At 61.9% G+C, this 24510-nt stretch carries 30 protein-coding genes and 3 tRNA genes; 10 read left to right on the top strand and 23 right to left on the bottom strand.

All coding sequences use genetic code 11. The annotated features are described in order from the left end of the window. Positions 1 to 23 precede the first annotated feature (23 nt). The 6 genes from AC1DYW_RS12540 to AC1DYW_RS12515 all read right to left on the bottom strand — a co-directional run bounded on the left by AC1DYW_RS12540 (position 24) and on the right by AC1DYW_RS12515 (position 2977). Positions 24 to 248 (bottom strand): hypothetical protein, encoded by a 225-nt coding sequence (locus AC1DYW_RS12540; RefSeq protein WP_095086203.1) that lies wholly within the window; start codon positions 246 to 248, stop codon positions 24 to 26. 271 nt (positions 249 to 519) lie between these two features. Further along, positions 520 to 584, bottom strand: a tRNA-Ser gene (locus AC1DYW_RS12535). Positions 585 to 836: 252 nt separating this feature from the next. Next, positions 837 to 1196 (bottom strand): DUF7674 family protein, encoded by a 360-nt coding sequence (locus AC1DYW_RS12530; protein ID WP_457155689.1) that lies wholly within the window; start codon positions 1194 to 1196, stop codon positions 837 to 839. 116 nt (positions 1197 to 1312) lie between these two features. Then, complete coding sequence (locus AC1DYW_RS12525; protein ID WP_457155688.1) at positions 1313 to 1528, bottom strand: hypothetical protein; 216 nt, start codon at positions 1526 to 1528, stop codon at positions 1313 to 1315. A 417-nt stretch (positions 1529 to 1945) separates the two neighbouring features. Next, positions 1946 to 2209 carry a hypothetical protein gene (locus tag AC1DYW_RS12520; RefSeq protein ID WP_457155651.1) on the bottom strand — a complete coding sequence of 88 codons (264 nt, stop codon included), beginning with the start codon at positions 2207 to 2209 and terminating at the stop codon, positions 1946 to 1948. Between the two features lie 540 nt (positions 2210 to 2749). After that, positions 2750 to 2977: a helix-turn-helix domain-containing protein gene (locus tag AC1DYW_RS12515; protein WP_457155618.1), complete on the bottom strand. Its 228-nt coding sequence runs from the start codon at positions 2975 to 2977 to the stop codon at positions 2750 to 2752. Between the two features lie 82 nt (positions 2978 to 3059). Between AC1DYW_RS12515 and AC1DYW_RS12510 the strand changes: the two genes are divergently transcribed. The 4 genes from AC1DYW_RS12510 (at position 3060) to AC1DYW_RS12495 (ending at position 4373) form a co-directional block, all read left to right on the top strand. After that, entirely contained in the window at positions 3060 to 3302 is a 243-nt protein-coding gene (locus AC1DYW_RS12510; protein ID WP_477226325.1) for a hypothetical protein, read from the top strand. Next, positions 3299 to 3625: a hypothetical protein gene (locus tag AC1DYW_RS12505; RefSeq protein ID WP_477226324.1), complete on the top strand. Its 327-nt coding sequence runs from the start codon at positions 3299 to 3301 to the stop codon at positions 3623 to 3625. Before AC1DYW_RS12510 ends, AC1DYW_RS12505 begins: the two co-directional genes overlap by 4 nt. Continuing rightward, complete coding sequence (locus AC1DYW_RS12500) at positions 3622 to 3828, top strand: hypothetical protein (protein WP_477226323.1); 207 nt, start codon at positions 3622 to 3624, stop codon at positions 3826 to 3828. Before AC1DYW_RS12505 ends, AC1DYW_RS12500 begins: the two co-directional genes overlap by 4 nt. Positions 3829 to 4004: 176 nt before the next feature. Beyond that, a complete protein-coding gene (locus AC1DYW_RS12495) occupies positions 4005 to 4373 on the top strand; it encodes a hypothetical protein (protein WP_477226322.1) in 369 nt (122 codons plus the stop codon). A 212-nt stretch (positions 4374 to 4585) separates the two neighbouring features. Here the strand turns inward: AC1DYW_RS12495 and AC1DYW_RS12490 are convergent, their stop codons facing one another. The 3 genes from AC1DYW_RS12490 to AC1DYW_RS12480 all read right to left on the bottom strand — a co-directional run bounded on the left by AC1DYW_RS12490 (position 4586) and on the right by AC1DYW_RS12480 (position 6013). Further along, entirely contained in the window at positions 4586 to 5413 is an 828-nt protein-coding gene (locus tag AC1DYW_RS12490) for a hypothetical protein (RefSeq protein ID WP_477226321.1), read from the bottom strand. Positions 5414 to 5584: 171 nt separating this feature from the next. Then, positions 5585 to 5661, bottom strand: a tRNA-Arg gene (locus AC1DYW_RS12485). A gap of 46 nt (positions 5662 to 5707) precedes the next feature. Next, positions 5708 to 6013 carry an ETC complex I subunit gene (locus tag AC1DYW_RS12480; RefSeq protein WP_095086744.1) on the bottom strand — a complete coding sequence of 102 codons (306 nt, stop codon included), beginning with the start codon at positions 6011 to 6013 and terminating at the stop codon, positions 5708 to 5710. 123 nt (positions 6014 to 6136) lie between these two features. Here AC1DYW_RS12480 and AC1DYW_RS12475 point away from each other — a divergent pair. After that, a tRNA-Pro gene (locus AC1DYW_RS12475) sits at positions 6137 to 6213 on the top strand. Positions 6214 to 6305: 92 nt separating this feature from the next. Here AC1DYW_RS12475 and hdaA read toward each other — a convergent pair. The 4 genes from hdaA to AC1DYW_RS12455 all read right to left on the bottom strand — a co-directional run bounded on the left by hdaA (position 6306) and on the right by AC1DYW_RS12455 (position 9912). Next, positions 6306 to 7010, bottom strand: a complete 705-nt coding sequence (hdaA, locus tag AC1DYW_RS12470) for a DnaA regulatory inactivator HdaA (RefSeq protein WP_477226320.1) — start codon at positions 7008 to 7010, stop codon at positions 6306 to 6308. A gap of 47 nt (positions 7011 to 7057) precedes the next feature. Next, positions 7058 to 8263 carry an AI-2E family transporter gene (locus tag AC1DYW_RS12465; protein WP_477226319.1) on the bottom strand — a complete coding sequence of 402 codons (1206 nt, stop codon included), beginning with the start codon at positions 8261 to 8263 and terminating at the stop codon, positions 7058 to 7060. After that, complete coding sequence (locus AC1DYW_RS12460; RefSeq protein ID WP_477226318.1) at positions 8235 to 8792, bottom strand: CDP-alcohol phosphatidyltransferase family protein; 558 nt, start codon at positions 8790 to 8792, stop codon at positions 8235 to 8237. The genes AC1DYW_RS12465 and AC1DYW_RS12460 overlap by 29 nt, the downstream gene beginning before the upstream one ends. A 130-nt stretch (positions 8793 to 8922) precedes the next feature. Beyond that, entirely contained in the window at positions 8923 to 9912 is a 990-nt protein-coding gene (locus tag AC1DYW_RS12455; RefSeq protein ID WP_477226317.1) for a methyltransferase, read from the bottom strand. A gap of 279 nt (positions 9913 to 10191) precedes the next feature. Between AC1DYW_RS12455 and purM the strand changes: the two genes are divergently transcribed. From purM to AC1DYW_RS12440, 3 genes are read left to right on the top strand one after another with little or no spacing between them, the layout of a single operon-like run. Further along, positions 10192 to 11256: a phosphoribosylformylglycinamidine cyclo-ligase gene (gene purM / locus AC1DYW_RS12450; RefSeq protein WP_457153222.1), complete on the top strand. Its 1065-nt coding sequence runs from the start codon at positions 10192 to 10194 to the stop codon at positions 11254 to 11256. Beyond that, positions 11253 to 11966 (top strand): phosphoribosylglycinamide formyltransferase, encoded by a 714-nt coding sequence (gene purN / locus AC1DYW_RS12445; RefSeq protein ID WP_457153223.1) that lies wholly within the window; start codon positions 11253 to 11255, stop codon positions 11964 to 11966. The genes purM and purN overlap by 4 nt, the downstream gene beginning before the upstream one ends. Before the next feature lie 15 nt (positions 11967 to 11981). After that, on the top strand, positions 11982 to 12491 hold the full coding sequence (locus tag AC1DYW_RS12440; RefSeq protein ID WP_457153224.1) for a SixA phosphatase family protein: 510 nt from the start codon (positions 11982 to 11984) through the stop codon (positions 12489 to 12491). A gap of 47 nt (positions 12492 to 12538) precedes the next feature. On the opposite strand, the gene AC1DYW_RS12435 is transcribed toward AC1DYW_RS12440, so the two are convergent. From AC1DYW_RS12435 to AC1DYW_RS12425, 3 genes are all read right to left on the bottom strand, one after another. After that, positions 12539 to 12778 carry a DUF680 domain-containing protein gene (locus AC1DYW_RS12435; protein ID WP_457153225.1) on the bottom strand — a complete coding sequence of 80 codons (240 nt, stop codon included), beginning with the start codon at positions 12776 to 12778 and terminating at the stop codon, positions 12539 to 12541. Positions 12779 to 13105: 327 nt separating this feature from the next. Continuing rightward, positions 13106 to 13333 carry a DUF680 domain-containing protein gene (locus AC1DYW_RS12430; protein WP_095086233.1) on the bottom strand — a complete coding sequence of 76 codons (228 nt, stop codon included), beginning with the start codon at positions 13331 to 13333 and terminating at the stop codon, positions 13106 to 13108. A gap of 62 nt (positions 13334 to 13395) precedes the next feature. After that, on the bottom strand, positions 13396 to 13629 hold the full coding sequence (locus AC1DYW_RS12425; protein ID WP_477226316.1) for a DUF680 domain-containing protein: 234 nt from the start codon (positions 13627 to 13629) through the stop codon (positions 13396 to 13398). Positions 13630 to 14154: 525 nt separating this feature from the next. On the opposite strand from AC1DYW_RS12425, the gene AC1DYW_RS12420 reads away from it, so the two are divergent. Together AC1DYW_RS12420 and AC1DYW_RS12415 are read left to right on the top strand one after the other, a co-directional pair. After that, the gene (locus AC1DYW_RS12420; RefSeq protein ID WP_477226315.1) at positions 14155 to 14823 is read left to right on the top strand and encodes a response regulator; all 669 of its coding nucleotides are present in this window, start codon (positions 14155 to 14157) and stop codon (positions 14821 to 14823) included. Then, entirely contained in the window at positions 14813 to 16171 is a 1359-nt protein-coding gene (locus AC1DYW_RS12415) for a sensor histidine kinase (protein ID WP_477226314.1), read from the top strand. The genes AC1DYW_RS12420 and AC1DYW_RS12415 overlap by 11 nt, the downstream gene beginning before the upstream one ends. A 9-nt stretch (positions 16172 to 16180) precedes the next feature. On the opposite strand, the gene AC1DYW_RS12410 is transcribed toward AC1DYW_RS12415, so the two are convergent. The 7 genes from AC1DYW_RS12410 to AC1DYW_RS12380 form a co-directional block, all read right to left on the bottom strand. Continuing rightward, positions 16181 to 17059 (bottom strand): ABC transporter permease, encoded by an 879-nt coding sequence (locus tag AC1DYW_RS12410; RefSeq protein ID WP_477226313.1) that lies wholly within the window; start codon positions 17057 to 17059, stop codon positions 16181 to 16183. An 11-nt stretch (positions 17060 to 17070) separates the two neighbouring features. Beyond that, positions 17071 to 17880 carry an ABC transporter ATP-binding protein gene (locus AC1DYW_RS12405; protein ID WP_477226444.1) on the bottom strand — a complete coding sequence of 270 codons (810 nt, stop codon included), beginning with the start codon at positions 17878 to 17880 and terminating at the stop codon, positions 17071 to 17073. Between the two features lie 108 nt (positions 17881 to 17988). Beyond that, entirely contained in the window at positions 17989 to 18945 is a 957-nt protein-coding gene (locus tag AC1DYW_RS12400) for an ABC transporter substrate-binding protein (protein ID WP_457151407.1), read from the bottom strand. Positions 18946 to 19265: 320 nt separating this feature from the next. Next, a complete protein-coding gene (gene dapB / locus AC1DYW_RS12395; RefSeq protein WP_477226312.1) occupies positions 19266 to 20036 on the bottom strand; it encodes a 4-hydroxy-tetrahydrodipicolinate reductase in 771 nt (256 codons plus the stop codon). Between the two features lie 15 nt (positions 20037 to 20051). Beyond that, on the bottom strand, positions 20052 to 22145 hold the full coding sequence (locus AC1DYW_RS12390) for an ATP-dependent helicase (RefSeq protein ID WP_477226311.1): 2094 nt from the start codon (positions 22143 to 22145) through the stop codon (positions 20052 to 20054). A gap of 280 nt (positions 22146 to 22425) precedes the next feature. Beyond that, complete coding sequence (locus AC1DYW_RS12385) at positions 22426 to 23223, bottom strand: agmatinase family protein (RefSeq protein ID WP_477226310.1); 798 nt, start codon at positions 23221 to 23223, stop codon at positions 22426 to 22428. Positions 23224 to 23331: 108 nt separating this feature from the next. Continuing rightward, on the bottom strand, positions 23332 to 24504 hold the full coding sequence (locus AC1DYW_RS12380) for a M20 aminoacylase family protein (protein ID WP_477226309.1): 1173 nt from the start codon (positions 24502 to 24504) through the stop codon (positions 23332 to 23334). Positions 24505 to 24510: the final 6 nt, after the last annotated feature.

Below are 24510 nucleotides of genomic sequence, written 5' to 3'. Positions count from 1 at the left end.
ACTTCGTGCAGGACTCCTGAATGTCAGCGGTTGGGCGCTGGTCCACCCAGCGCCTCGGCAACGAACGATGCCGCGATCAAGTCGTCGGCATCCAGTCGTAGGGAGCCGTCGCCTGCCCCCATGATGGCGGCGACCTTGTGAAACGTTTTCATCTCATGGTCGGAAATTTCGGCATCCTGCATTCTGGCCTTGAGTTCAGCGATACGCCGCCCCAACGCGGGGGACGTTCCAATCTCACGTTTCGACATAACCTGGCTTCTCCTCCCCCAACCCGCGCTTGTTTTACCCCACCCATTCGTCGGCCCACACATTGCCTTTTTATGAGGCACCGCGAATACAAGGCCCCGAACGCGTGGTGGGAGCTATGGTTCCAACCCCGCTGGATCACGAAATAATTCCGGATCGCTGCGCCGAACCCAGGCACAACTCCTTGTTGCACAAGGTGGTGGCGCTGGCAGTCGCGAGATGGCAGATTTAGCGGCCCTGATCAGGATAAACGGTACAAGCCTCTGAAATTATTGGCGATCCCGACAGGATTCGAACCTGTGACCATCGGCTTAGAAGGCCGGTTTTGTACCGCTTCCCTTTGCTGACAAAAAGCGTGCCGCAATATCTGTAACAGTTACGTACTTTCTCGGCTCACCATTGCCGGCGCTAGTGTAGCGGCATGAGGGGCGAACTGTATTTCTGGCTAGGTCTCGCGTGTGGCGTCGGCGTCATCGCGATGTTGTTGTTGTTGCTCGCGATGCTTAGCTTCGGTTTCGGCTTATACGCCGTTCCCGCTTAGTCGGCTATGTCTCGCAGCGATGGGTAGTGTCTCAGTTTGAAATTTGGGGCTAGAGGCCCGCAGTTGTCGATCCATAAAAGCGGTCCATGCCTCTGCAATATTCTTTAGAGGCTGGCCCCAGAAACTCGACAATCGTAGCGAAATCGAAGTCACCCCGGTCAGCGGCGTTCTGTAAGGCCTCAAGAAAGGTAGCAATGTCAGCATTGTCTTTGGCCGAGCTCTCTCGCAAGCCCTCTTCGCATAATTGGAAAACGCCTTTGACAACGTTCTCTGGGGTCTTCCCCAGATTCGATATCAAGGTCTCCGCCAATTCTGCGGCGGCAATTGTTGATGGAAATGCAGAGGGGGCCCATTGAGCGGCGAAGTCGCGGAGCGTATGGCGCAACTCTGGTGTCTGATCGGCGATCATATCTATGTATTTCCGACTGGACATGCCCGCTCGTCAGTTCTCCAAAGCTTTCTATATGGGCGTGCCACCCCGGCTTCGGCGCGACGGCGTCCATCTTCTCGCAAACAGGTAGTGTCTCAGTTTGAAATCTGGGGGCCGTTCGGCTCCAGCTTTGACCGGATTTGATGAATAGCGCTCACGATGGCGTTGGCTGACTGAACGTCCAGCGCAATATCTAACAGACCTTCGGTTGTGTGAATTGAGAGAACCCCAATCACACCCGCATTGTCCGTGATGGTGCCGACGTGGATTTCAGTCGGTACGAAGGGCCGCGCCTTTCCCTTGCGTTGCATTGCTCACACTCCCCTCGCGGCGACAGTCGCGCAACGCCGTGGCACATTCAAGCTGGCCTTAGGGTCATGTAACGGGCGGGAAGTGTTCTTAGGTTAGCGAGTGCTTAAAGCCTTACCTATTCGCCTATTTCGGCAGCTTCTTGTAGGGACCGCGCGCTGGCTTCGGCGCAACGGCGCCGTGCTAAAAACAAAATTCTCCCAGGCTGGCTACCCGGCGATCGCCATTCCAATACCGACACCAAGGCCGATAGCAACGCCCATGAGCAGCTTGCCGGCAAAGTCTAGGGCGAAGGCGCGGACAGCGCTCCAGGCATCCCCACGGGCTCCCTGATGGCGTTCGACAGGTCATCGAAGATCGCGTCCATGCCGGCAATATAGATCGAAACCGCGATTCTGTGGATCCCCACCTTCATGGCGTTATCGCACCAGTAGATTGTAGCTCGGTTCCTCACAGTGATAGACGCGGCATTGGCCGTCGCGGGTTGGAACGGCGGCGGACATCGGCACGTCGGGCCAGTCGCACTCATTGCCGAACTGGCGCACATAGCGGTCATATGTGTTGGGGCCGGTGGTCAGCACCACAGCGTGCCGGCTCTGGATCAACTGCTGAAGCTGCTCGCAGCTCATCGTGCGCGTGTCGGGCCGAGCCTCGGCGACGCTCGTGGCACAACAAACTGCCATCCCGGCAAGAAAGGCGATCGACGGACTTTTCGTGGCCAACACAACGGACTCCCGATCATGGTCCGCAGCATCGCGCGCGAGCTTCGTCCCCGCAAGGGCGCGCTTGACGATTTCAGCGAGTACGCGGCCGGTTCGGTGGGAGGGGCACCTCCGAGGGCAAGGAAGGTTCTGGCGCGCTGGTCTAGGGCTGCGCGTCCGTCGTCTGCGGCGGCGCCGGCCAAACAATATGTTGCCCCTCGAAAAGCAGCACTGTGACGTAGCCCGCAATCGAGGCGACGGTCACGAGTAGAAGCATCGTGGCGATGGAGATACCGCGCCGTCTCGGTCGCGACTTTGGTGGGCGCGCTGGTGCTTCGGTATTCTGGTGCGTTGCTGCTTCGGTACTCGGGATGGGCTCGCTTGGCTGTGGCAAGTGAGCGGGATCAGGCTCGGGGAACTTGCGATCGAGCGCGGCCTGCTTCCGACGCGTTTCCTCGTCAAATTGATATTTGCGTGCTCCACGCCAGTTTGCCTGGAACTCTTCTTTGCCATCGTCCCCAACTAGCCGCCGCTATCTATGCCGCCACCCTTCCTCAGCCTCACCCCGGCACCGCCACCATTCTCGGGGATGAACTCGACGCCGGCAGATTCGAGAGCCTTCTCGATCGCAGCCAGGGCATCTTCCGAACCGCCATACTTGCCTGTCTCGAAATTCGAGATCGTGTTGCGGTGAATTCCGGCAGCCTTCGAAAGGTCAGCCAAGGACCAGTTCAACGCCGCTCTAGCCATCCTCACTTGTGCAGGCTTCACAACTCACAATCCTTGTGCTAATTTCACAAGTGTAAGTATCACAACTGAAGGGGAATTCCAAATGCCGAACACGTGTGTTCCGGCGGCCGGCGAAGCTATGCCCGCTGCCTCCCTTGGAAGATTTTCAGGTCGCGTCATTATCGGCGAGATCGCCGACCAAATGGCAGAGGCGTCACGACAGATCGACCGGGATATCGCTTCTATCGTTGCCGCAATGAAGGCGATCCATGGTGACAGCGAATACTACGTCTTCATCAACCATGAACTCCCCTTCGTGTTTATCGGCCAAAGGTCACCATCATGAGCGCGGCCATGCTGAAGCCCTTGGGGATGCCGAAGGGGATGAACCCGCAACAATGGCGCCAGTCAGTCGAGAAGCGCCTCAACGACCTTCTGGACCGCGCCATGTCGCTCATTACGGCACTGGATCTTATGGAGGTTGATTGCGACCTGGAGGATACGGCAGACGACGAGCCATCGCTAGGCTGCCTCGATGATCTGGAGCAGGACAACTGCGACGACGAGGAAGGTGGCGACGACGAGCCTTGCGTGGATATCTATGGCGAACGCATCATGTGGCCCGACGATCTGGCGTCGCAGGAAACGCTGGTGGAGAGCGGGATATGACGGCGCCGTTCTATCAACGACGCGCCTTCGACCCGCTATCAGCAGCGACAGAGCCGAGCAACGACATGATCGTCGTGCCGTTCCACCACGCTTACCGCAACAACTTCGGCATGATCCCTGTCCACACCGGCGACGATTTCATGCTCGTCTCGTCGTGGCACTACGACCCCGAGCACTATCCTCCGGGCTCTTGTATTCAATAAGGTTCCGACCGACCCATTGGCCCGCTGCTTCGGTGGCGGGCTTTTCAATTTGCCCAGCCCTTTGCCCACTTCACCCGTCGGGTGCCGCAGCGAATTCCATCTCAAGCGACGCTTTCGGCTTCTGCAGCTGCACGGCCACACAATGTTTGTTGGCGGCATCCCAGGAACTGCCGGTCATGCAGACAGGGCGCTTGGGCGAGCAGGACTTTCCGGCCAACGTGGACTTCAAGCTGCGCGTGCACACGCAGGCCCCTTTTCCCCAACCCCAATTCTCCGGGCAGCTCACGCAGCGTCGAGTTTTCGGATCGACGAACTGCCCCGCCCCACAGGAGCAGGCCGAGCGCTTGGCATCCCACGAGGCGCCCGCCGCACAAGAGACGCAAGTTTTCCTCTTCGGATTCCAGTATTTCCCCTCGGGGCATGCTCCGCTCTCACCGGTGGGCTTGCTGGGCTGGGCCGGCGATGGTGGCAACGCCTTCGCCGGCGCAGTCTTCTGTGGCTCCGCCGGCTGCTGGCCCGGACAAGTGAGCTTTTGGTCGCATTGAAGCGTGCACCCGACCACACCGCGAGACCGATTGACCGGAGTGTCCGGGTATTCGAAGGGACAGGGCATCTGCTGTGCGCTTGCGGTCCATCCGAACAGCATCACCAAACCGGCGAGAAGAAGATGGCGTCTCATAGTTCGGATAGTAGTGATTGTTCGCCGAATTGAAAACGGTAAACCGCGTGATGCCCGCTGCCTCACGGTGGCGGGCTTTCATTTTGAAACGGCGGGCTTGTCTGTCGCCATAGGGACAAAAATCGAGAAATCGTCAGTTCCATAGAACTTTCGCATCGCCGGCCCGATGCCAAATGTCACCTTCTCGCCCATCTCGATCAGACCCGGAAGCATTGACCGGATACCGCCGACTAGGCTTTCAAGCTCGAGTTCCACGGGCACCATGCGCGACACGTCCTCCTGGGTCATGCCAGAGGTAACTATGCCTGCGCTCACCCCGATATGGTTTGTGATGATGTCTTTGACCCGATCGCGCTTATCGGAATAGACCTTAACAATCTCAACCAAATTTCTGTGCTGCATGAAAAGGGTGACGGCGACATGCATCAGATCGCTGTTCTTGGCGGCGATAAGGGGCGCCAACTCCTCGGCCTCCACGTCATAGATCTGATAACTGCCGACGATCGGCAGGACGCGAACCCATAGCGGCCTTGAGGTCAAACGAGCGTCGTTTGCGGCTGAAAGAGATTCGTCAATCGCCTTCTTGATGGCAATGGCATCGCTCAAAATCAACGAGGATTTCACCATCAATCTAAGAGCAAGTGAATGCTCTTGCGCCACCCTCGCATTCGTGTCGCGCTGCAGCGTTTCCTTGGACGTTTGTCGCGCCAACACCAAGGCCACAAATGCGCTCATTGCAGATCCTAAGACCGCACCACCAAATCCGCTCAACAGGGTTGCGTACTCGGCGATTGAAACACCCGTATCAGCAATATAGGCGCATATGGCCGCTCCCACCATCGCACCAAAAATGCCAACTGAGGCAAGTTCTACCACAGAGTTTTTTATGGAGATTTGCCTCGGCATGGTTACCCTTCTTATGACGCGTCCATGTCGCACGGAAAGAATTGGCACCGCAATTGGCACCGGTGGCGGGCTTTTTTGCTGACGGCGCTGACACCGTGCTGACACGGCACAATATCAGCCTAGCACCCTGATTATCGTGAGCCTAATTGAGTAATCATTTCAAGGGTTTATTGGCGATCCCGACAGGATTCGAACCTGTGACCATCGGCTTAGAAGGCCGGTGCTCTATCCAGCTGAGCTACGGGACCGCTGGCCGGCCGCCGGGCCGGCTGAATACTTGACGCTGGCCGCCGGTCAATGCGTCCAGGGCGTCCTGCGGTCATAGCGGAAATTCTCCGCATAGGAAATCTGGCGGCGCTTGGTCTCTTTCGGCTCCTCGACGCGGAAGGCGAACCCTTCCTTTTCGGCGTAGGCCACCGCTTCTTCCCTCGTATCGAAGGTGAGCCTGATCTGGCTCCTCATGTCTCCCGACGTGGTGTAGCCCATCAAGGGGTCGATCTTCTTGCGCATCTCGGGGTCGAATTCCAGCACCCAATGGCCGGTCTTGGCCTTGCCGGACTGCATCGCGGTTTTGGCTGGGCTGAAAATGCGCGCGGACATGGCCACCTCGTTATTGTGCAAGGCAGCATCGCCACCCTGCGTCGTCATTACTGCGCAATGCGCAACACGGCAAGGTTTTTGCACTTGCCATGCAACACCGAAATGAATAGGCAACAGACCGTTCGGAGTGTAGCGCAGCCTGGTAGCGCATCTGGTTTGGGACCAGAGGGTCGGGAGTTCGAATCTCTCCACTCCGACCATCCTCTCATCGACATGCAAGGTCGGCGCCTTTGGCGCAATGGACAGTACGTTGCGCCGATTCCGGTTATGGGACTTGGCCCACTGGGAAATCCTATATCTCGAACTCACCCTGCCCCTCGTCCATGGCGCTGACGGTTTCGGCCGCCAATGCCCGCGTGATCGGTGTCTTGCGCTCGAGCGCTGTGCGGTCCAGCCGTTCCACCACACGCATCGCGGTCGCCAGCGAGCGCTCGATGCGGCGGACCAGATACTGCACGACATGCGGCTCGACCTCGACCTGGCGGTCGGCGAACAGCTTGGTGATGACGCCGGCGAGCAGGACGTCGTCGGGCTCATGGATCTCGACCGTCGCCGCAGCCTTCAGCCGCGAGGCCAGATCAGGCAGCGCAACACCCCAAGCCGAGGGAAAGCGGCGCGCCGTCAACAACAGCGTCGAGCCCGCACCACGCACCGCATTGATCAGATGGAACAGGCCTTGCTCGTCCACCGCGCCGGCATCGACATCGTCGATCAGTGCCGGCCGGGGGCCGATATTGGCGATGCTGTCACCGATACGCCTGGCGTCGACCGCCACCGCGTTGACGCGCGCGCGCCAGATCGAGGCCAGATGCGTCTTGCCGGAGCCGGCGGGACCGGCCAGCACCACCACCGGCGAGGGCCAGTCCGGCCAGCGGTCGACCAAGGCCACCGCTTGCGCATTGGTGCCGGAGACGACGAGGTCGTCGCGCGAATAGCCGGTGCCGTGGCCGAGATCGAGTGGCAATTGGCGCGGCGGGTCGGCTTTCTGGTCGCTCATACGGGCTCAGCCATGCGGCCCGGCAAGGAACCTGGTCACCGGCCGAATCATGGCTTGATGGCCTTGCGCCGATCGGCCGGGAGCTCCGGCGCAATGCTGCCGTGGCCCTTGTAGAGCGGCGATTCCAGATAACGGGCTATGGCAAACCGCACCAGCACGGCAACTGCCGCCGAAGCCGGCACGGCAATCAGCAGGCCGACGAACCCGAACAGCGCGCCGAAGGCAAACAGCGAGAACATCAGCCATACCGGATGCAGGCCGACGCTCTTGCCGACCAGCCGTGGCTGCAGGATGTTACCCTCGATGAACTGGCCGATGAAAAACACCACTGCGACGCCGACGATCATCGTCCAGTCCGGCCAGAACTGGACGAAGGCGACGCCGACGGCCAACACCAGTCCGGTGAGCGAGCCGACATAGGGGATGAAGGAGATCAGCCCGGCGAACAGGCCGATAAGAATGCCGAAATTCAGCCCGGTCAGCGTCAGCCCGGTGGCGTACATGGCGCCCAGCACCAGGCACAGCGTGCCCTGGCCGCGCACGAAGCCGGCTGTTGCGGTGTTGATGTCCTTGGCGATAGCGCGCACCGTCGCGACATTGTCGCGCGGCACCCAGCTGTCGATGACCGCAACCATGCGGTCCCAGTCGAGCAGCATGTAGAAGGCAACCACCGGCGTCACCACGAACAGGCTGACCACCGAGACCAGCGCCACGCCGGAACTCCAGATTGAGGTGAAGACCGTGGTGAGCAGGCCGAAGCCGGAGGTCAGCAGCGAATTCAGCCCGTCGCGCAAGCTATTGGCGTTGACGCCGAATTTCTGTTCTAGCCATTTCGGATCATATGACGTGATCAGACTTTGCAGCCGGGTCAGATATTCCGGCAATTTGCCGGCGAAATCGGCCATCTGCGTCGCCAGCACGGGAATGAGGACGACGAAGGCCAGCACCAGCACGATGAGGAAGGTGATTAGGATGACCACCGTCGCCATGAAGCGTGACAGGCCGAGCCGCTGCAACCGGTCGGCGACCGGATCGAGGAAATAGGCAAGCACCATGCCAGCAACGAAGGGCAACAAGATGGCACTGAAGACATAGAGGAAAAGTGCGAGCACGGCCGCGCCGGCCAGCCAGAAGAATATCTGCCGGCGGAAGGTGGATGATGCGGCGAGATCGGCAGCCGCAGCCTCGATCACCGCAGCCTCTCTCTCAACTGCCGCTTCTCTCTCAGATGCCCGGATTGGAGCCTTCGCCATAGCCGCTCATATGCCTCAGCCAAGCCACGAGATAGGCCGCGGCCGAAGCCACGGTCAAGACCCCGGACAGCAATATGAGGGCTGGCCGCAGAGGGTCGAGGTGAACGGCAAGGGCAAGTTCGCCCAGCACAACCGCCGCCAGCACGATCTGGCTAGCGGTGTTGGCCTTCGACACGAAAAGCGGCTTCATCTCGACTGGATGGGCCATGACCGACGACAACACAACGGCGCAGACGATCAGCGCGTCGCGCGACACCATGGTGACGACCAGCCACAGCGGCAATTGTCCGATGAAGCCCAGGACGACGAAGACCGAAACCAGTAGCAGCTTGTCGGCAATCGGATCGAGATAGGCGCCGAGCCTGGACTGCTGATTGAAACGACGGGCGATGAAGCCGTCGACGCCGTCGGAAATTCCGGCCACGAGGAAACCGGCAAAAGCCCAGTCCCAGCGCGCCTGCAGCATCGCCAGCACCACCGCTGGCACCAGAACCAAGCGTAGGATGGTGATCAGGTTGGGGATGGTCAAATGCGCGCCTGTCGGGTTTGCATGCTGATAGATGATGGGAGACGGAGGGGATCGCAAGCGAGAAGCGTCACACATAGCAAAGGTAGCTGGACGGCGAGGCACCGCGACTGCGCACATTGATATTCTCTGGTTAGGCTGCAGACGCCTCAAGGATGGAAATGGGTCCTCGGGTCTGAATCACTCGCTCAAGGCGTAGCCCAGCGGCGTCGAACAAGCTTGCATATTGGACCTGCGTCCTCTCCAGGCCGCCAGTGACGGCGAGCATGACCACGTCGATACCCTTGATCTGGTTCGGTTCGTCACCTGGCGGCACGAGGGTCTCGGCCACAAGCACCTTTCCGTTCGGCAACATTGCCTTGCGGCAATTTCGCAGGATCTCCGCGGCACGCCCATCGTCCCAGTCGTGAACGACCTTCTTGATGACGTAGACGTCACCGGTGGGAACGCTTTCAAAGAAATCACCTTCGATAAAGTCAGTGCGCGGCAGGTCGCCTCCGGCACCCTGGCGTGCTGCCGCGACACCCGAAGGCAGATCGAAAAGCACGCCGCTCAAATGGGGGTTACGGGCAAGGATCGCCGAGAGAAGCTGACCATGCCCGCCGCCAACGTCGACGATCCGTGTGAACGGCCTGAAGTCACAAGCTTCGGCAACGGCCTCGTTACTGCCTTGGCTCAAGGCGACCATTGCACGCTGAAACAAGGCAGCCTGCTCCGGGTGTTCCGACAGCCAGTCAAACCTTGGGCTCCCGAACACCTTTTCGAAGGCTGGCTTTCCGGTGCGGACAGAATGCAGGAGCTGCTCGAAGGCAAGATAGGCCTCACTATTGATCATGCGGACGAAGTCACGGGGACCCGACTTATCGGAGCGCAGCACGGCGCCAACCTCCGTCAATTCGAAATGACGGGGCAGTACTTCCCTAAAGACGCCTTCCGGCGCGAGAAGTCGCATTACACGATAAAGCGCGTCAGCATCCGACTGAGTGGCAGCCGCTAGTTTATCCACCGACTGCTCGCTAACAGCCAGGAGATCGGGGATGCCGAGTTCGATAATTACGCGCAGCGCCTGTGACACGGCGAATCCAAAGCCTAGTCTCATGATCTGTTGCGACGGATTGGGCATGGCCTGTCCCCGGATGCCTGATGCGAAGCAACAGAGCACCAACAACAGACAGACACAAGGATGCAAAGGGGTGAAGGCGCAGACGGAGGTACGGGGTTTGCCTCCGATAAAAAGCAAGGACAGCGGGGATTTCACACAAGGGGCGCTACCGCCGCCGAAAAACCCGCTCTCCACGTTTTTTATCGGGGCAAAACTTCGGCATCCCACCGTCATCCTTGCGGGGCGAAGCCGTTCATGCGAAGAGCCCGCAAACGAAACAACGATGAGCAAGCGCCAGAAATGAGCAAGCGCAAGAACGGGCTCACCTATGCCGAGGCTGGCGTCGATATCGATGCCGGCAATCTGATGGTCGAGAAGATCAAGCCGCTGGTGCGCGCCACACGCAGGCCGGGCGCCGACGGCGAGATCGGCGGCTTTGGTGGCCTGTTCGACCTCAAGGCGGCCGGTTTCACCGATCCGGTGCTGGTCGCCGCCAATGACGGCGTCGGCACCAAGCTCAAGATCGCCATCGATGCCGGCAAGCACGACACGATCGGCATCGATCTCGTCGCCATGTGCGTCAACGACCTCGTCGTGCAAGGTGCCGAACCGCTGTTCTTCCTCGACTATTTCGCCACCGGCAAGCTCGATCCCGACCAGGGTGCCGCGATCGTCGGCGGCATTGCCGCGGGCTGCCGGCAGGCGGGCTGCGCGCTGATCGGCGGCGAGACGGCGGAAATGCCCGGCATGTATCACGGCAACGACTACGACCTCGCCGGCTTTGCGGTGGGCGCGGCCGAACGCGGCCAGCTGTTGCCGACCGACGACATCGTCGAAGGCGATGTGCTGCTTGGGCTCGCCTCCTCGGGCCTGCATTCGAACGGATTTTCGCTGGTGCGCCGCATCGTCGGCGTCAGCGGGCTCGCCTGGAGCGATCCGGCGCCGTTCAATGACGAGGCGACGTTGGCCGAGGCGCTGCTCGAGCCGACCCGCATCTACGTCAAGTCGATTCTCAAGGCCATACGCGGCACGCATGGCATCAAGGCGCTGGCCCACATCACCGGCGGCGGCTTCCCCGAAAACATTCCACGCGTGCTGCCCAAGGATTTTTCGGCCGAGCTCGACCTCGAGGCGATCGACGTCCCCGCGGTGTTCTCGTGGCTGGCCAGGACCGGCGGTGTCGCGCCGGAAGAGATGATGCGCACCTTCAATTGCGGCATCGGCATGATTTTGGCGGTCGCTTCCGGCCAGGCAGCGCAGGTCGCCGCCGTGCTGCAGGAAGCCGGTGAGACAGTGACGCCGATCGGCCGCATCGTGCCGCGCCGCGATGCCGGCGTCATCTACCGGGGCTCGATCGGCCTATGAGCGCGCAGAGGAAACGCACCGTTGTCCTGATCTCGGGGCGCGGCTCCAACATGACCGCGCTGATCGCGGCGGCCAGCGACCCGGCCTTCCCCGCCGAGATCGTCGGCGTCATTTCCGACAAGGCCGACGCCGCCGGCCTTGGTGTCGCCAAGGCGCGCGGTATCGCCACACAGATCATTCCCCGCGCCAACCATGGTAGCAAGCAGGCGCATGACGCGGCGATCGATGCGGCACTTGCAGCATTCAATGCCGAGATCGTCGCGCTGGCCGGCTACATGCGCATCCTCACCCCCGGTTTCGTCCAGAAATGGCAGGGCCGCATGATCAACATCCACCCTGCCCTGCTGCCGGCGTTCAAGGGGCTCGACACCCATGCGCGCGCGCTGGCCGCCGGCATGCGCATCCACGGCTGCACGGTTCATTTCGTCACGTCCGAAATGGACGACGGCCCGATCATCGCGCAGGCGGCCGTGCCAGTGATGGTCGGCGACAGCGCGGATGCACTGGCCGCCCGTGTGCTGAAGGCCGAGCACCAGCTCTATCCGCTGGCGCTTGGGCTGGTCGCAGAGGGCAAGGCGCGCATGGCAGCCGGCCGTACTGTGCTGGCCCACTTTGCCGACGATGCCGACAATGCCACCTCGGTGGTGATGGCGCCCGACCCACTGCGCGAGGAAGCCGACCTCGAGCAATTGGCGCGGATAACCCCCTAAGCCGGATAGATGGGGATGAAACAGCTTCTCCTGCTTCGCCACGCCAAGTCGAGCTGGGACGATCCGGGTCTCGCTGATTTCGATCGGCCGCTCGCCGGGCGCGGGTTGAAGGCCGCCAAGCTGATGGGGCGCGAGCTTGCGGCGCGCGACTGGCTGCCGGACCTGGCACTGGTGTCGACGGCGCTGCGAACCCGCGACACCTGGCGGCTGGTTGCGGCGGAGTTGCCTGCGCACACGCGGGTCACCTTCGCCGATGTGCTCTATGATGCGTCGGCAGCGGATATTCTGAGCCAGTTGCGGCAGGCCGACGCTTCTAGCAGAAGCTTGCTGGTGGTTGGCCACAATCCGGGGCTGGACGATCTGGCAAACCAGCTTGCCTCGCCGGAGTCGGAGGCCAAGGCGCGCAAGAGGCTCGAGGAAAAGTTCCCCACTGCAGCCCTTGCGCGCTTCGTCTTCGAGGGAGATTGGTCGGGCCTGTCCTCGGCCCGGCTCACTCACTGTCTGCGACCGAGGGATGTAGGCTAGAACCCGGTGCCGGGCAGGCGCGGCCGGCCACCGCACCGCCGCGGACATCAGTTGCCCCAGATGCCCTGGCCAGATTCGGGCAAGTCGATTGTGGCTTTCGTCTTGGTATCGGCAGCCTTGTACCCAGCCATATCCGTGTTGTTGACCGCGCCGGTAACGGCATGATCGACGCCGGCAACCGGGGCAACCGTCTGGTTGGCATTGTCGGAGCCATAGTGGTCGCTGGCGGCGAAAGCGCTGCCGGTGGCAACGAGGATGGCGGTGGCGGCGAGGGCAATCCTGTTCATTTTCAAGTCTCCTGGTTCTTGGGTTGGGCGGCGTCTTGGGAGGACGGTTCCGCTAAGGACAAGACCCCAGGCAGTGCGGTTTTATTCCTTGAGGCTGAACTTTTTTGCCGACTGGGAAGGTCGGTTGGCCCAGCGCGGGCCTAAAGCGCGTCGCGTTGAAACGGATTCAGGCGGCGCGCTTAAGTCTTTGTTTTTAAGCATGTCGTTGCCCAAAAACCGGGCCGCTTTTGGGCGACATGCACTAGCTGACGGCTATCCCTTGTGCGCAAAAAACAAGAGCGGCGGGCCAGGCCCACCGCTCTTTGTAGTGAAGGTCTGCGTCGTGGATCAGCGGCCCCAGATGCCCTGGCCAGACTGAGGCGGCACGTTCGCATTGGCGTCAGCCTGGGCCTTTTCGGACTTCAGGATCGAGCCGGTGTGCATGGTGTCCATGTTGGAAACCGAGTGGCTGGCAACCGGCTGGTTGACGTTGCTTGAGCCATAGTTGTCGCTGCTGGCGAAGGCGGTGCCGGTGGCAACGAGGATGGCGGCGGCGGTGAGCGCTATCTTGGTCATTTCAAATACTCCTGAATGAAGGTTGATGGTTCTGGTTTGGGAGGATCCGGACAGACGCCGGCTTACCGGCCCCAGATGCCCTGGCCGGATTCCGGCTGGTTCGAATCGGGCGTCAGCCGGAAGCCGTGGTGCTCGACCGGCCTACGGATCGAAGCCGTGAAGCTGTGGTCTATTCTACCAGCGGGCGCGGACACGGCCGGCTGGTTGACATTGTCGGCGCCATAATGGTCGCTGCTGGCAAAAGCGGTGCCCGTGGCAACGAGCATGGCGGCGGCGGTAAGAGCGATCTTGGTCATTTTCTTAACTTCCAGTAGTTCTCAGTTCAGTCCGTCTAGTGGCGTGCCCTTGGGAGGAATTTCGCGTCGCTCGGACCACACCGAAATGGGTTTTCCGTTCGCCGACTTCCAATCACGAAGATGTTCCTCCGCACTCCGAATCCAGACCTTGAAACGAAGCCAGTAGCTGAAGCGGCAAGAATTTTCTTTATCAATATCAAATAGTTAATAGACGCGCTCGGCCGACTGTATGCTCGTCCGCCGAGCCGGCGTTCACCATCTCATCACGGTCCGTCAACATAAATTGAACCGGGCGGTTCGATCGACTGTGGCGCTTGCGCGCAAGCCGATCCGTTCAGTTCGATTTCGGCGCCGAAATAAGCCGATCCTGTCCGAAAAAACCGTTGTCATCAGCCGCAAGACCGCATTTACCTTGCGTTGAAATCGATACTGTCGCTCATTCAGTCGGCATTGTCGGATGCCGCGGCTGATCAGGCTCGAGGCGGTGAAAGACTGAAGGCGGCGGATAGTGAGACAGCGATAGAAATGCGGCTGCTGCTTGTCGAAGACAATCTCGAACTGGCCGACTGGCTGGGCAAGACCCTGCGCCAGGCGAACTATGTCGTCGACGTCGTCCATGACGGCGAGGATGTCGAGCACGCGCTGGCCGCCGGCGGCCACGCGCTTGTCATCCTCGACCTGGCATTGCCGCGTATGGGCGGCCTGGAAGTGCTGCGCACGCTGCGAGCGCGCGGCAACCGGGTCCCGGTGATCGTGCTGACCGCCAACGCCAGTCTCGACGGCCGGGTCAAAGGCCTCAATGAAGGCGCCGACGACTATCTGGCCAAGCCGTTCCAGATCGAGGAACTGGAGGCGCGAATCCGCGCACAACTGCGCCGCGCCAATGACCGCACCGCGCCTGTGGTTGCCTGCGGCGATCTCGTCTTCGACACCAACACGCGGCTGTTTTCGCTGGCCGGCGAGACGCTGGCGCTGACACCGCGCGAACATGCGGTGCTGGAACAACTGATGGTCAAGGCCGGACGCACGGTAAGCAAGGCGGCACTGTCGGCGGCGATCTACGATTTCGAGACCGATGCCGACCCCAGCGCCATCGAGATCTATGTGCACCGTGTGCGCAAGAAGCTTGAAGGGTCGCGCGTCCAGATCGCCACCTTGCGTGGCCTCGGCTATCTCTTGCGCCATGAGGATTAGCAGCCTCCGTTTGCAGTTGCTGGCCTGGGTGGTGTTGCCGCTCGCCGGGCTCGCCACCATCAATCTGTGGACCAGCCATGGCAACGCGCTGGCCACCGCCGACCTGGTCACGGACCGGATGTTGTTGGGTTCGGCACGGACCATCGCGGAGCAGGTCGCCATGACAGACGGCGTGCTCGATACCTCGATACCGCCGGCGGCGATCGAGATGTTCGATACCGGCGATCGCGACAGTGTCTACTACCATGTCAAGACTGCCAAAGGGCGGCTGCTGACCGGCTATCCCGACCTGCCGGAAGCGCCAAAGCACCCAAGCATCGAGGCCACCTATCGCGACCACCGGCTGCGGCTGCTTACTTTCAGCCACACCGTGGTCGGCGCCGGAGACGACTCGCCGATATCGGTTACCGTTGGCGTCACGCTTGCCGGGCACGATGCGATGGTGCGGCATTTGTGGTTCAACGCTTTCGCCCAGCAACTGGCGCTGGTGGCTATTGCCGGCATCTTCGTGCTGTTGGGCCTGCGTCGCGGCCTGGCACCGCTGATCAGGCTGCGCGACGCCGTGCGGTCGCCAAGCCGCAGCGACCTCGACCCGGTCGAGGTTCCTGGCGCGCAAAGCGAGATCCGCCCGCTCATCGATGCGCTGAACGCCTATATGGAGCGGGTGCGGGCGCAGATGGCGGCGCAGCGGCGCTTCATCGCCAATGCGGCGCACCAGCTGCGCACGCCGTTGGCGTTGCTGTCAACGCAGGCGAGCTACGCGCTGCGCGAAACCGTCCCCGACGCGCGCCAGGAAGCGTTGGTGGCGCTGCAGGCAAGCTCCGGCAGACTGGCGCGGCTGGCCGAACAGCTCCTGACCTTGTCGCGCGCCGAGCCGGGCAGCCGGCGGCCGCGCGCCGACCGCGTCGACCTGACCGAAGCCGCCCGCCATGTGCTGGAAACGCAGGCGCCGACAGCAATCGGTCACCACATCGATCTCGGCCTCGAGGAGGCCGGACCCGTGCCGGTGATCGGCGACGGCACCATGTTGCGCGAGATGATCGTCAACCTTGTCGACAACGCACTGCGCTATTCGCCGGCCGGCGGCAGCATCACGGTGAAGCTGGCGGCCGTTGAGGACGAAGCCGTGCTGACTGTCACCGACGACGGGCCCGGCATCCCAGTGGACGAGCGAGACCATGTTTTCGAGCGCTTCTACCGTGTTGCCGGATCGACCGAGGAAGGCAGCGGCCTTGGCCTCGCCATCGTGCGCGAGGTCGTCGAAAATACCGGCGGCCGCGTCGCCCTCGGGGATGGCGCGACCGGCGGCCTGGTGGTTGAGGTCAGGCTGCCTTTGGCGAGCAGCTAGGCTTGCCGCTCACTGCGTCTCATGCAGTGGCTGGGGACGCCATTTCGCCAAGCGATCCTCGACCATGGTCATCAGATATTCGGCACCGAGCGCCACCACCATGACGATGACGATCGCGGCATACATGCCGGCGGCGTCGAAGGATCCCTTGGCGATGTTAATCAGCAGGCCGATGCCGTATCGCGAGCCGACGAACTCGCCAACGATCGCGCCGATGATGGCAAAGCCGAAGCTGACATGCAGGCTGGCGAAAATCCAGCTCATCGCCGAAGGGACGATCACCGAACGGGTCAACTGCCAGTTGGATGCACCCAAGATGCGCGCATTGGCGATCATCGCCCTGTCGGCTTCCCGGACGCCCTGGAAGGCATTGTGGAACACGACGAAGAAAACCATCACGAAGGCAAGTGCCACTTTCGAAGCGAGGCCGAGGCCGAGAATCATGATGAAGATCGGCGCCAGAACCACGCGCGGAATGGAGTTGATCACCTTGATGTAGATGGAGAAGATATCGGCGGCCATCCGGTTACGGCCGAGCGCGACGCCGATGATGATCCCAGCAACCGAGCCAGTCACAAAGCCGATGACCGATTCCTCCATTGTGACATAGAGGTGGTACCACAGAGGCCCCTCCGACGTTCCTTCTGTCGTCCATTCGTACAGCCGCTGCGCGATCGCGCTCGGCATTGCGTAGAAGAACGGATCGATCCAGGCCTGGCGCGCGGCGATTTCCCACAGGCCGAGAAAGGCGATCAGAATGGCGACACGCCAAAAGATCACCGTGCGGCGGCGGTGCCGTACCGCCTTCGCGGCGGCTGCCTCGATTTCCGCATCCGAAGTGCCCGGCCTGAAAGCTCCTGCGCTGATGTCAATGGCGGCATCGGTCATGGCGTTCCTCCTCAGGCTGCGGCGCGCGCATAGCTGGTTTCAACCTCTTCCTTGAGGTCGGCCCAGATCGTGCGCGAGTAATTGATGAAGCTCTGCTCGTAGCGGATATCGGCGACCACGCGCGGGCGCGGCAGATCGATGGTGTAGACCGATTTCACCGTGGCCGGTCCGGCGGTCAGGACATAGACCTTGTCGGCGAGCGCAATCGCCTCTTCGAGGTCATGCGTGACGAAGACCACCGAAGCCTTTGCCTCAGACCACAGGCGCAGCAGTTCCTCGTGCATCAGCACGCGCGTCTGAACATCGAGCGCGGAAAACGGCTCATCCATGAGAAGAATCTCGGGTCCATTTATGAAAGTCTGGGCCAAAGCCACACGTTTGCGCATGCCGCCAGAAAGCTGATGCGGATAGTGCTGCTCGAAACGTGACAAGCCGACACGCGCCAGCCAGTCGCGCGCTGCGGCCGTAGCGTCCGACTTCGCTATACCGCGAAAGAGTGGACCAGCCATCACGTTTTCGATCACCGTTCGCCAAGGAAACAAGGCGTCACTTTGGAAAACAAAACCGATGCGCGGGTCTATTCCCGTGACCGGGGCGCCCATGACGCGAACCTCGCCGGCACTTGGGCTTGCCAACCCCGTGACAAGGTTGAGGGTGGTGGATTTTCCGCAACCGGTCGGGCCGACAACGGCGACAAATTCGCCGCGTTCAACGGTCATGGTGAAATCGCGTAGTGCTGTCAGCGATTTGCCGGTGGGTGAAAGGAAACGCCGGCTGACGTTGATCAGCTCGATCGCCGGTGCATTTTTTTCAATGGCCATGGTGGAACTCCTGGGTACGAGCAAACGCCCGCCCGTCGGCCCAAGGCCGCCGGACGTCAAAACTGATGGGTACCGGCGCGATGTCGTTCATCGCGCCGGCACTGTCTGCTACTTGGCGTTCTTGACGAATTCCGAGGTGTAGGTCTTGGAGAGGTCGATCTGCTTGCCCTGCAGTTCCTTCTTGAAGGCTGAAAGAACCGTCAGCACCGTCTCCGGGCCGCCTTCGGGCATGATCCCGTCGGGGGTGAACATTGCCTTGCCTGCATCGAGGGCCTTCACGTAGCCCTCCTTGTCGCCGACATAATAGTCCTTCGGCATCTTGTCGGCGATTTCAGCGCCCGTATGGGTGTTGATGAATTTCTGCGTCTTGACGAAGGCATTGGCCAGCTTCTGCACGACGTCCTTATGCGCTTCGACCCAATCGGTCTGCATATAGAGGGAGGCGGCCGGGTAGGTGCCGCCGAGAGCAGCCTTGGTGCCTTCCATTGTGCGCATGTCGATGAGAACAGACGCTTCGCCGGTCTTCAGCAGTCGCGTGATCGTCGGCTCTGTCGTCATACCTGCCTGGATCTTGTCCTGCTGCATGGCGGCGATGAAGGTGGTGCCGGCGCCGACCGGAACCGAGGTGAAGTCGCCCAGCTTCAAACCGTTCTTGACGGCGAGGTATTCCGTAAGAAAATTCGTCGATGAGCCTAGACCGGTCACGCCCAGGCTCATGCCCTTGAAGTCGGCAGGCGATTTGATCTCGGGGTGTTTCGTCGAAACAAGTTCCACCTCGCCCGGCGCTTGGCTGAATTGGACGATGGATTCAACGAATTTGCCCTTTGCCTGCAGGTCAATGCAGTGATCGTAGAAGCCGACAACCCCTTGCACGGCACCGGCGAGCATCTCGTTTTCGGCATCGACGCCGGCCGGTTCATTCAGCAACTCGACGTCAAGACCCTCGTCCTTGAAGTAACCGAGCGCTTCGGTCAGCTTGGCGGGCAGATAGATCTGTTTCTCATAGCCGCCGACCATGATGGAGACTTTTTCGTCGGCGCGCGCTGACGGCGCGGACAAGGCCATGACGGCGACGAGTGCGGTTGTGGCGGCTGAATCAAGCAGTATTCGCGCGAGCGACATGGCCTCTTCCCTTTGTTCGTTTCCCGCGCCCTCTCTCTCCCATCGCTTTCCGCGACAAATACGGGGCGCGCGCCCAACACTTATGGCACCAAGCTTTCATTCACCTTTCAAGGCCGTACCGAAAATCACCGCAAACCTTACGGATCGGTAAGCGGATGCTGGCCGATCATAGTTGGACGAGCAACTTGCCGAAGGCGAGGATCAGCGACAGGTCATCGTCATTGTTCGCTGTCACCCGATCCCGTCGTGATGGGTCCCCTCGCTCAGCCGCCAACCCCCAGCACGTCCCGCATGTCATATTCACCGGGCGGGCGCCCGGCCACCCAGAGCGCGGCGGCGATGGAGCCACGGGCGAACATGGTGCGGTCGCCGGCCGAATGCGACAAGGTCAAGGTCTCGCCCTCGGCGCAGAAGCTGACGCTGTGCTCGCCGACGATGCTGCCGCCGCGCATCACCGCAAAGCCGATCTCACCGGGCGGCCGCACGCCTGTGACCCCATCGCGGACGTGCCTTGCGACCGTGTCCAGTTCGATGCCGCGCCCGGCGGCTTGTCCCAGCATCAGCGCCGTCCCGGACGGCGCATCGATCTTGTGGCGATGATGCGCCTCGACAATCTCGACATCCCAGTCCTCGGGAGCGAGCGCTCGCGCCGCCTGCTCGACCAGTCCGACCAGCATGTTCAGCCCGAGCGAAAAGCTGCCGGAGCGGACGATGGCGATGGTTTTCGCAGCATCGGCGATGGCGGCCAGCTCAGCAGCATCGAAGCCTGTCGATCCAACGACCAGCGCCGGCCCGCCACGATCGGCGCAAAACCTTGCCAGATCAGCCGAGGCAGACGGCGTGGTGAAATCGATCACCACATCGGCCACGGCAAGTGCCTCGTCGCGGCTCACCAGCCCTTCGCCGACAATGCCCGGCCGGTGGAAGCGACCGGCGAGCGCCAGCCGCGCATCGGCCTGGACGGCGTCCGCCATCTGGCGGCCCATGCGACCCAGTGCACCCGCGATGGCGATCCTGACCGGTGGTTGGGGCATGGCGCTATCTCGCGGCTATTTCCACATGGCGCGCATGCGCGCGCCAATGTCGACGCGCACCTCCGGCCGGGGCGCCCTTCCCTGTGCCGCTTGCGCGCTCGGCCACGAGACCTGCTGGAAGGCTGCAAGGATCGAGGCCGGGATGAAACGGGTGCGCGAGGCATAGAGATGGCGGTCGCCGCGCGCCGCCTGGCCGTGAGGAAAGAAGCGCTGCGGCATGACCAGGCTGAGATTGTCCTTGGCCCTGGTCATCGCCACGTAGAGCAGCCGGCGCTCCTCCTCGATGTCCTCCTTGGTGCCGACGCCGAGATCGGCGGGAATGCAGCCATCGACGGTGTTGAGCACGAAGACATTCTTCCATTCCTGGCCCTTGGCCGAATGGATGGTCGACAGGATCAGATAATCCTCGTCACGGTGCGGCGGTCCGGCCTGGTCACTGGTGGCGTCCGGCGGGTCGAGCGTCAGCTCGGTGAGGAAGCGTTCGCGTGAGGCATAGCCAGATCCGATCTGCTCGAGCTGCAACAGGTCGGCCCGGCGCGTGATCGCATCCTCGTGGATGCGCTCCAGATGCGGCTCGTACCAGAGCCTGACCTGTTCGAGATCGGCCGGCCATTTGGCGCCGGCCCGCAGGCCGGAATAGAGCGCGACGAAGCCCGGCCAGTCATCGGCCGCGCGCTGCGGCGGTCGCCAGCCGGCCAACCCCATCGCCTCGTCCAGCGCCGTCGTCATCGTCTCGACGATTTGCGCGGCGACCGAAGGGCCTATGCCCGGCATCAGCTGCAGCACGCGGAAGCCGGCGACGCGGTCGCGCGGGTTTTCGGCAAAGCGCAGCACCGCAAGCACATCCTTGACGTGAGCAGCATCGAGGAACTTCAGGCCGCCGAACTTGACGAAGGGAATGTTGCGCCGGGTCAGCTCGATCTCTAGCGGGCCGCTGTGATGCGAGGCGCGAAACAGCACCGCCTGCGATTTCAGCGCCGTGCCAGCTTCTCGCTCGGCCAGAATGGTATCGCAGACGAAATTGGCCTGCTCGACCTCATCGCGCACGCTCACCAGCCTTGGCTTGTCGGTGGATTTGCGCTCCGACCAAAGGTTCTTGGTAAAGCGCTCCGAGGCCTCGCCGATCACCGCATTGGCGGCGGCCAGGATGGTCTCGGTCGAGCGATAATTGCGCTCCAGCATCACCACGTCGGCGGCCTGCGCGAACTGCTTGGGAAAATCGAGGATGTTGCGCACCTCGGCGGCACGGAACGAATAGATCGACTGCGCATCGTCGCCGACCACCGTCAGCCCGGCGCCGTCGGGTTTAAGCGCCATCAGGATCGAGGCCTGCAGCCGGTTGGTATCCTGGTATTCGTCGACCAGCACATAGTCGAACCGCCCACCCAGATGCGCGGCTATTTCGGGCTCGGCCGCCATCTGCGCCCAGTAGAGCAGCAGGTCGTCGTAATCGAGCACGTTCTGCGCCTGCTTGGCCTCGACATATCCGGCGAACAATTGCTTCAGCTGCTCCGCCCAACCGGCGCACCAGGGAAAGGCGGCCCCTAGCACTTCGCCCAGCGGCGCCTGCGCGTTGACGGCACGCGAATAGATGGCAAGACAGGTGCCCTTGGTCGGAAAGCGCGCTTCCGTCTTCGAGAACCCCAGCTCATGCCGGATCAGATTCATCAGGTCGGCGGAATCCTCGCGATCGTGGATGGTGAAGGCCGGATCGAGGCCAATCTCCAGCGCATAGTCGCGCAGCAGCCGGGCGCCGATGCCGTGAAAGGTGCCGGCCCAGGTCAGCGCGTCGGTGATCACCGCGGCGTCGCGGCCGAGCACCTCGCCGGCGATGCGCTCGACGCGCCTGGCCATTTCGGACGCGGCGCGGCGCGAAAAGGTCATCAGCAGGATGCGGCGCGGGTCGGCCCCCTTGACGATCAGATGGGCGACGCGATGCGCCAGCGTGTTGGTCTTGCCAGAACCGGCGCCGGCAATGACCAGCAGCGGTCCGGCAATCTGGCCGTTGCCATGCTCGACCGCCAGACGTTGGGCGTCGTTCAGCCGTGTGAGATAGGCAGGCTGGACGGTCTGGTCCCGAAAGGTCGAATCAGAGGTGGCGAGGTTCATCGCCCATCAAGCATCGTTTCTGCTTTGTTCGCAACGCCGATGCGAGGATGAATTGGCGTATGAAGGATCAGCCTAACGCTGCGGGTCGATCTCATCTGGCATCAGCAAAAAAGACTTTTGGGGAAGAAGGCCGGCGCCGCTTGGGAGGAAGAATGAAGCGCCGGCCAAGCGGATAAATCAGGTCCGCCGCAAGTGACAGGCTAGCTGAGTCTTGCCCCTGCGTCACCGGGTGATTGTCTTCGTCAAACACGTACCCCGCACCGACCTGCACGTCGCCGCATCACGCGCGTGTTTTGACCATCATCCCGGCAATTTCCTTGAGCAGTTTTGCCGCCACGGTGGCGGTCAGGTTGGCGATGTCGCGAGGCGGGTTTAGTTCAACGATATCAGCCGCCACGATCGGCTGGTTGACCGATTGAATCAGGCCGATGACCTGACGGGTGGTCAGACCGCCGGGTTCGCGGTGCGAGACGCCTGGCGCAAAGGCCGGGTCGAGCCCGTCGAGGTCCATCGAGATGTAGACCGGCGTCTTGAGATCGAGCCGCAGATCGTCGCCGAACCGCGCCGCCTCGATCACCTCGACGCCGAACCGCTTGAACTGGTCGCGATGATGGTCGTTGACGGTCCGGAGGCCGACCTGGATGAGACGGTCGGCAAGCCGCTCTTCCATGATGCGGGCAAAGGGCGAGGTGTGGGAGCGCGGATTGCCCTGATAGGCATCGTACATATCGGGATGCGCGTCGATGTGCAGAATGGTCAGGCTGGGATGTCGGCGGCGCACCGCGCGCAGTATCGGCCCGGAAATGGCGTGGTCGCCGCCGAGGCAGATCAGCGGATCGCCCAGTTCCAGCACGCGCCCGACCTCACCTTCGATCAGGTCCCATGGATCGGTGGCGGCGTCGAAGCCGATGTCGCCATGATCGACAAGCCTGTCGGTCAGATCAAAACCGGTTTCGCTCCACATGCTGTAGGCATCGGAGAACAATTCGGGACGGATATGGGCAGGGGCCCGTGCCGGGCCCCTGAAGAAAGACGAGTTGTCGTCGTGGGGAATTCCCAGCAGCGAAATCCTGGTCATCAGCGTCCGATCTCCGTCAGCGGGGAATTTCAGCAAACGCGGGAGCTGGCTGGCGATAGCGATGGTGTTTGGGCCAGCGGCGGGCGCGCCCTGGCAATCAAAACGCAATCAACTCCCGGCTTCGCCGCCCAGCCTTTGCCTGGCCATGGCGACATGGAAATTGGTACCGAACAGCAGCCCGTCATCGTTGAAGTCGTAGCTCGAATTGTGCAGCGGCGCCGACGTCTCGCCATTGCCGAGGAAGACGAAACAGCCCGGCACATGGTCGAGGAAGCGGGCGAAGTCCTCCGAGCCGGTCATCGGCTCGCGGGCGACGGCGATGTTGCCGGGCTCGAAAACGCTTCTCGCGGCAGCAAACGCCGCATCGACCAGTTCGGCATCATTGCCTAGCGGCACGAATTCGCGGGTGTAGTTGACCTCGGCGGTAACATTGTAGGCGGCTGCGGTGCCCTCGGCGATGACGCGCATCTGCCGCTCGATTTCGGCGCTGACCTCGGGGCGGAAGCTGCGCGCATCGCCGAGAATGCGGGCAAGACCGGGCAGTGCGTTGCGGGTGCCGTCGGTGATCAGCTCGGTCACCGAAACCACCGATATGTCGGCCGGGCTCAGCCGGCGCGAGACGATGGTCTGCAGATTGGTGACCAGCGCGCAGGCGGCGACCAGCGTTTCGTTCCCCGAATGCGGCCGCGCGGCATGGCCGCCGAGCCCTTTCAGCACGATCTCGAAATTGTCCTCTGCCGACATGATCGGGCCGGCGCGGGTCTCGAAATGTCCGATGGGCAGGCCGGGCATATTGTGCAGGCCAAAGATTTCGTCGAAGGGAAAGCGCTGCATCAGGCCATCGTCGAGCATGGCCAATGCGCCCTTGCCCCATTCCTCGGCCGGCTGGAAGACGAAGCGCACGGTGCCGTCGAAACCGCCCTCGGCGGCCAGGCGTTTTGCAGCACCGAGCAGCATGGTGGTGTGGCCGTCATGGCCGCAGGCATGCATGATGCCGGGATTGGCGGAACGGTAGGGCGCGGCGGATTGCTCGGTGATGCGCAAGGCATCCATGTCGGCCCTTAGCGCAATCGCCCGGTTGCCGCTGCCGCGTTTCAGCGTGCCGACGACGCCGGTGCCGCCGACGCCCTCAGTGACACCATCGAGGCCGAATTCGCGCAGCTTGGTGGCGACAAAGGCCGCGGTGCGCGTTTCCTCGAAGCCGAACTCCGGATGCGCGTGCAAATCGCGCCGCCAGACAATCATCTCCTGCTTCAGCGCGTCATGATCGAATTCGGACATTTCTTC

Source organism: Mesorhizobium sp. P2_D5 (genome assembly GCF_056404355.1).
This window is presented reverse-complemented; position numbering and strand designations above follow the sequence as displayed.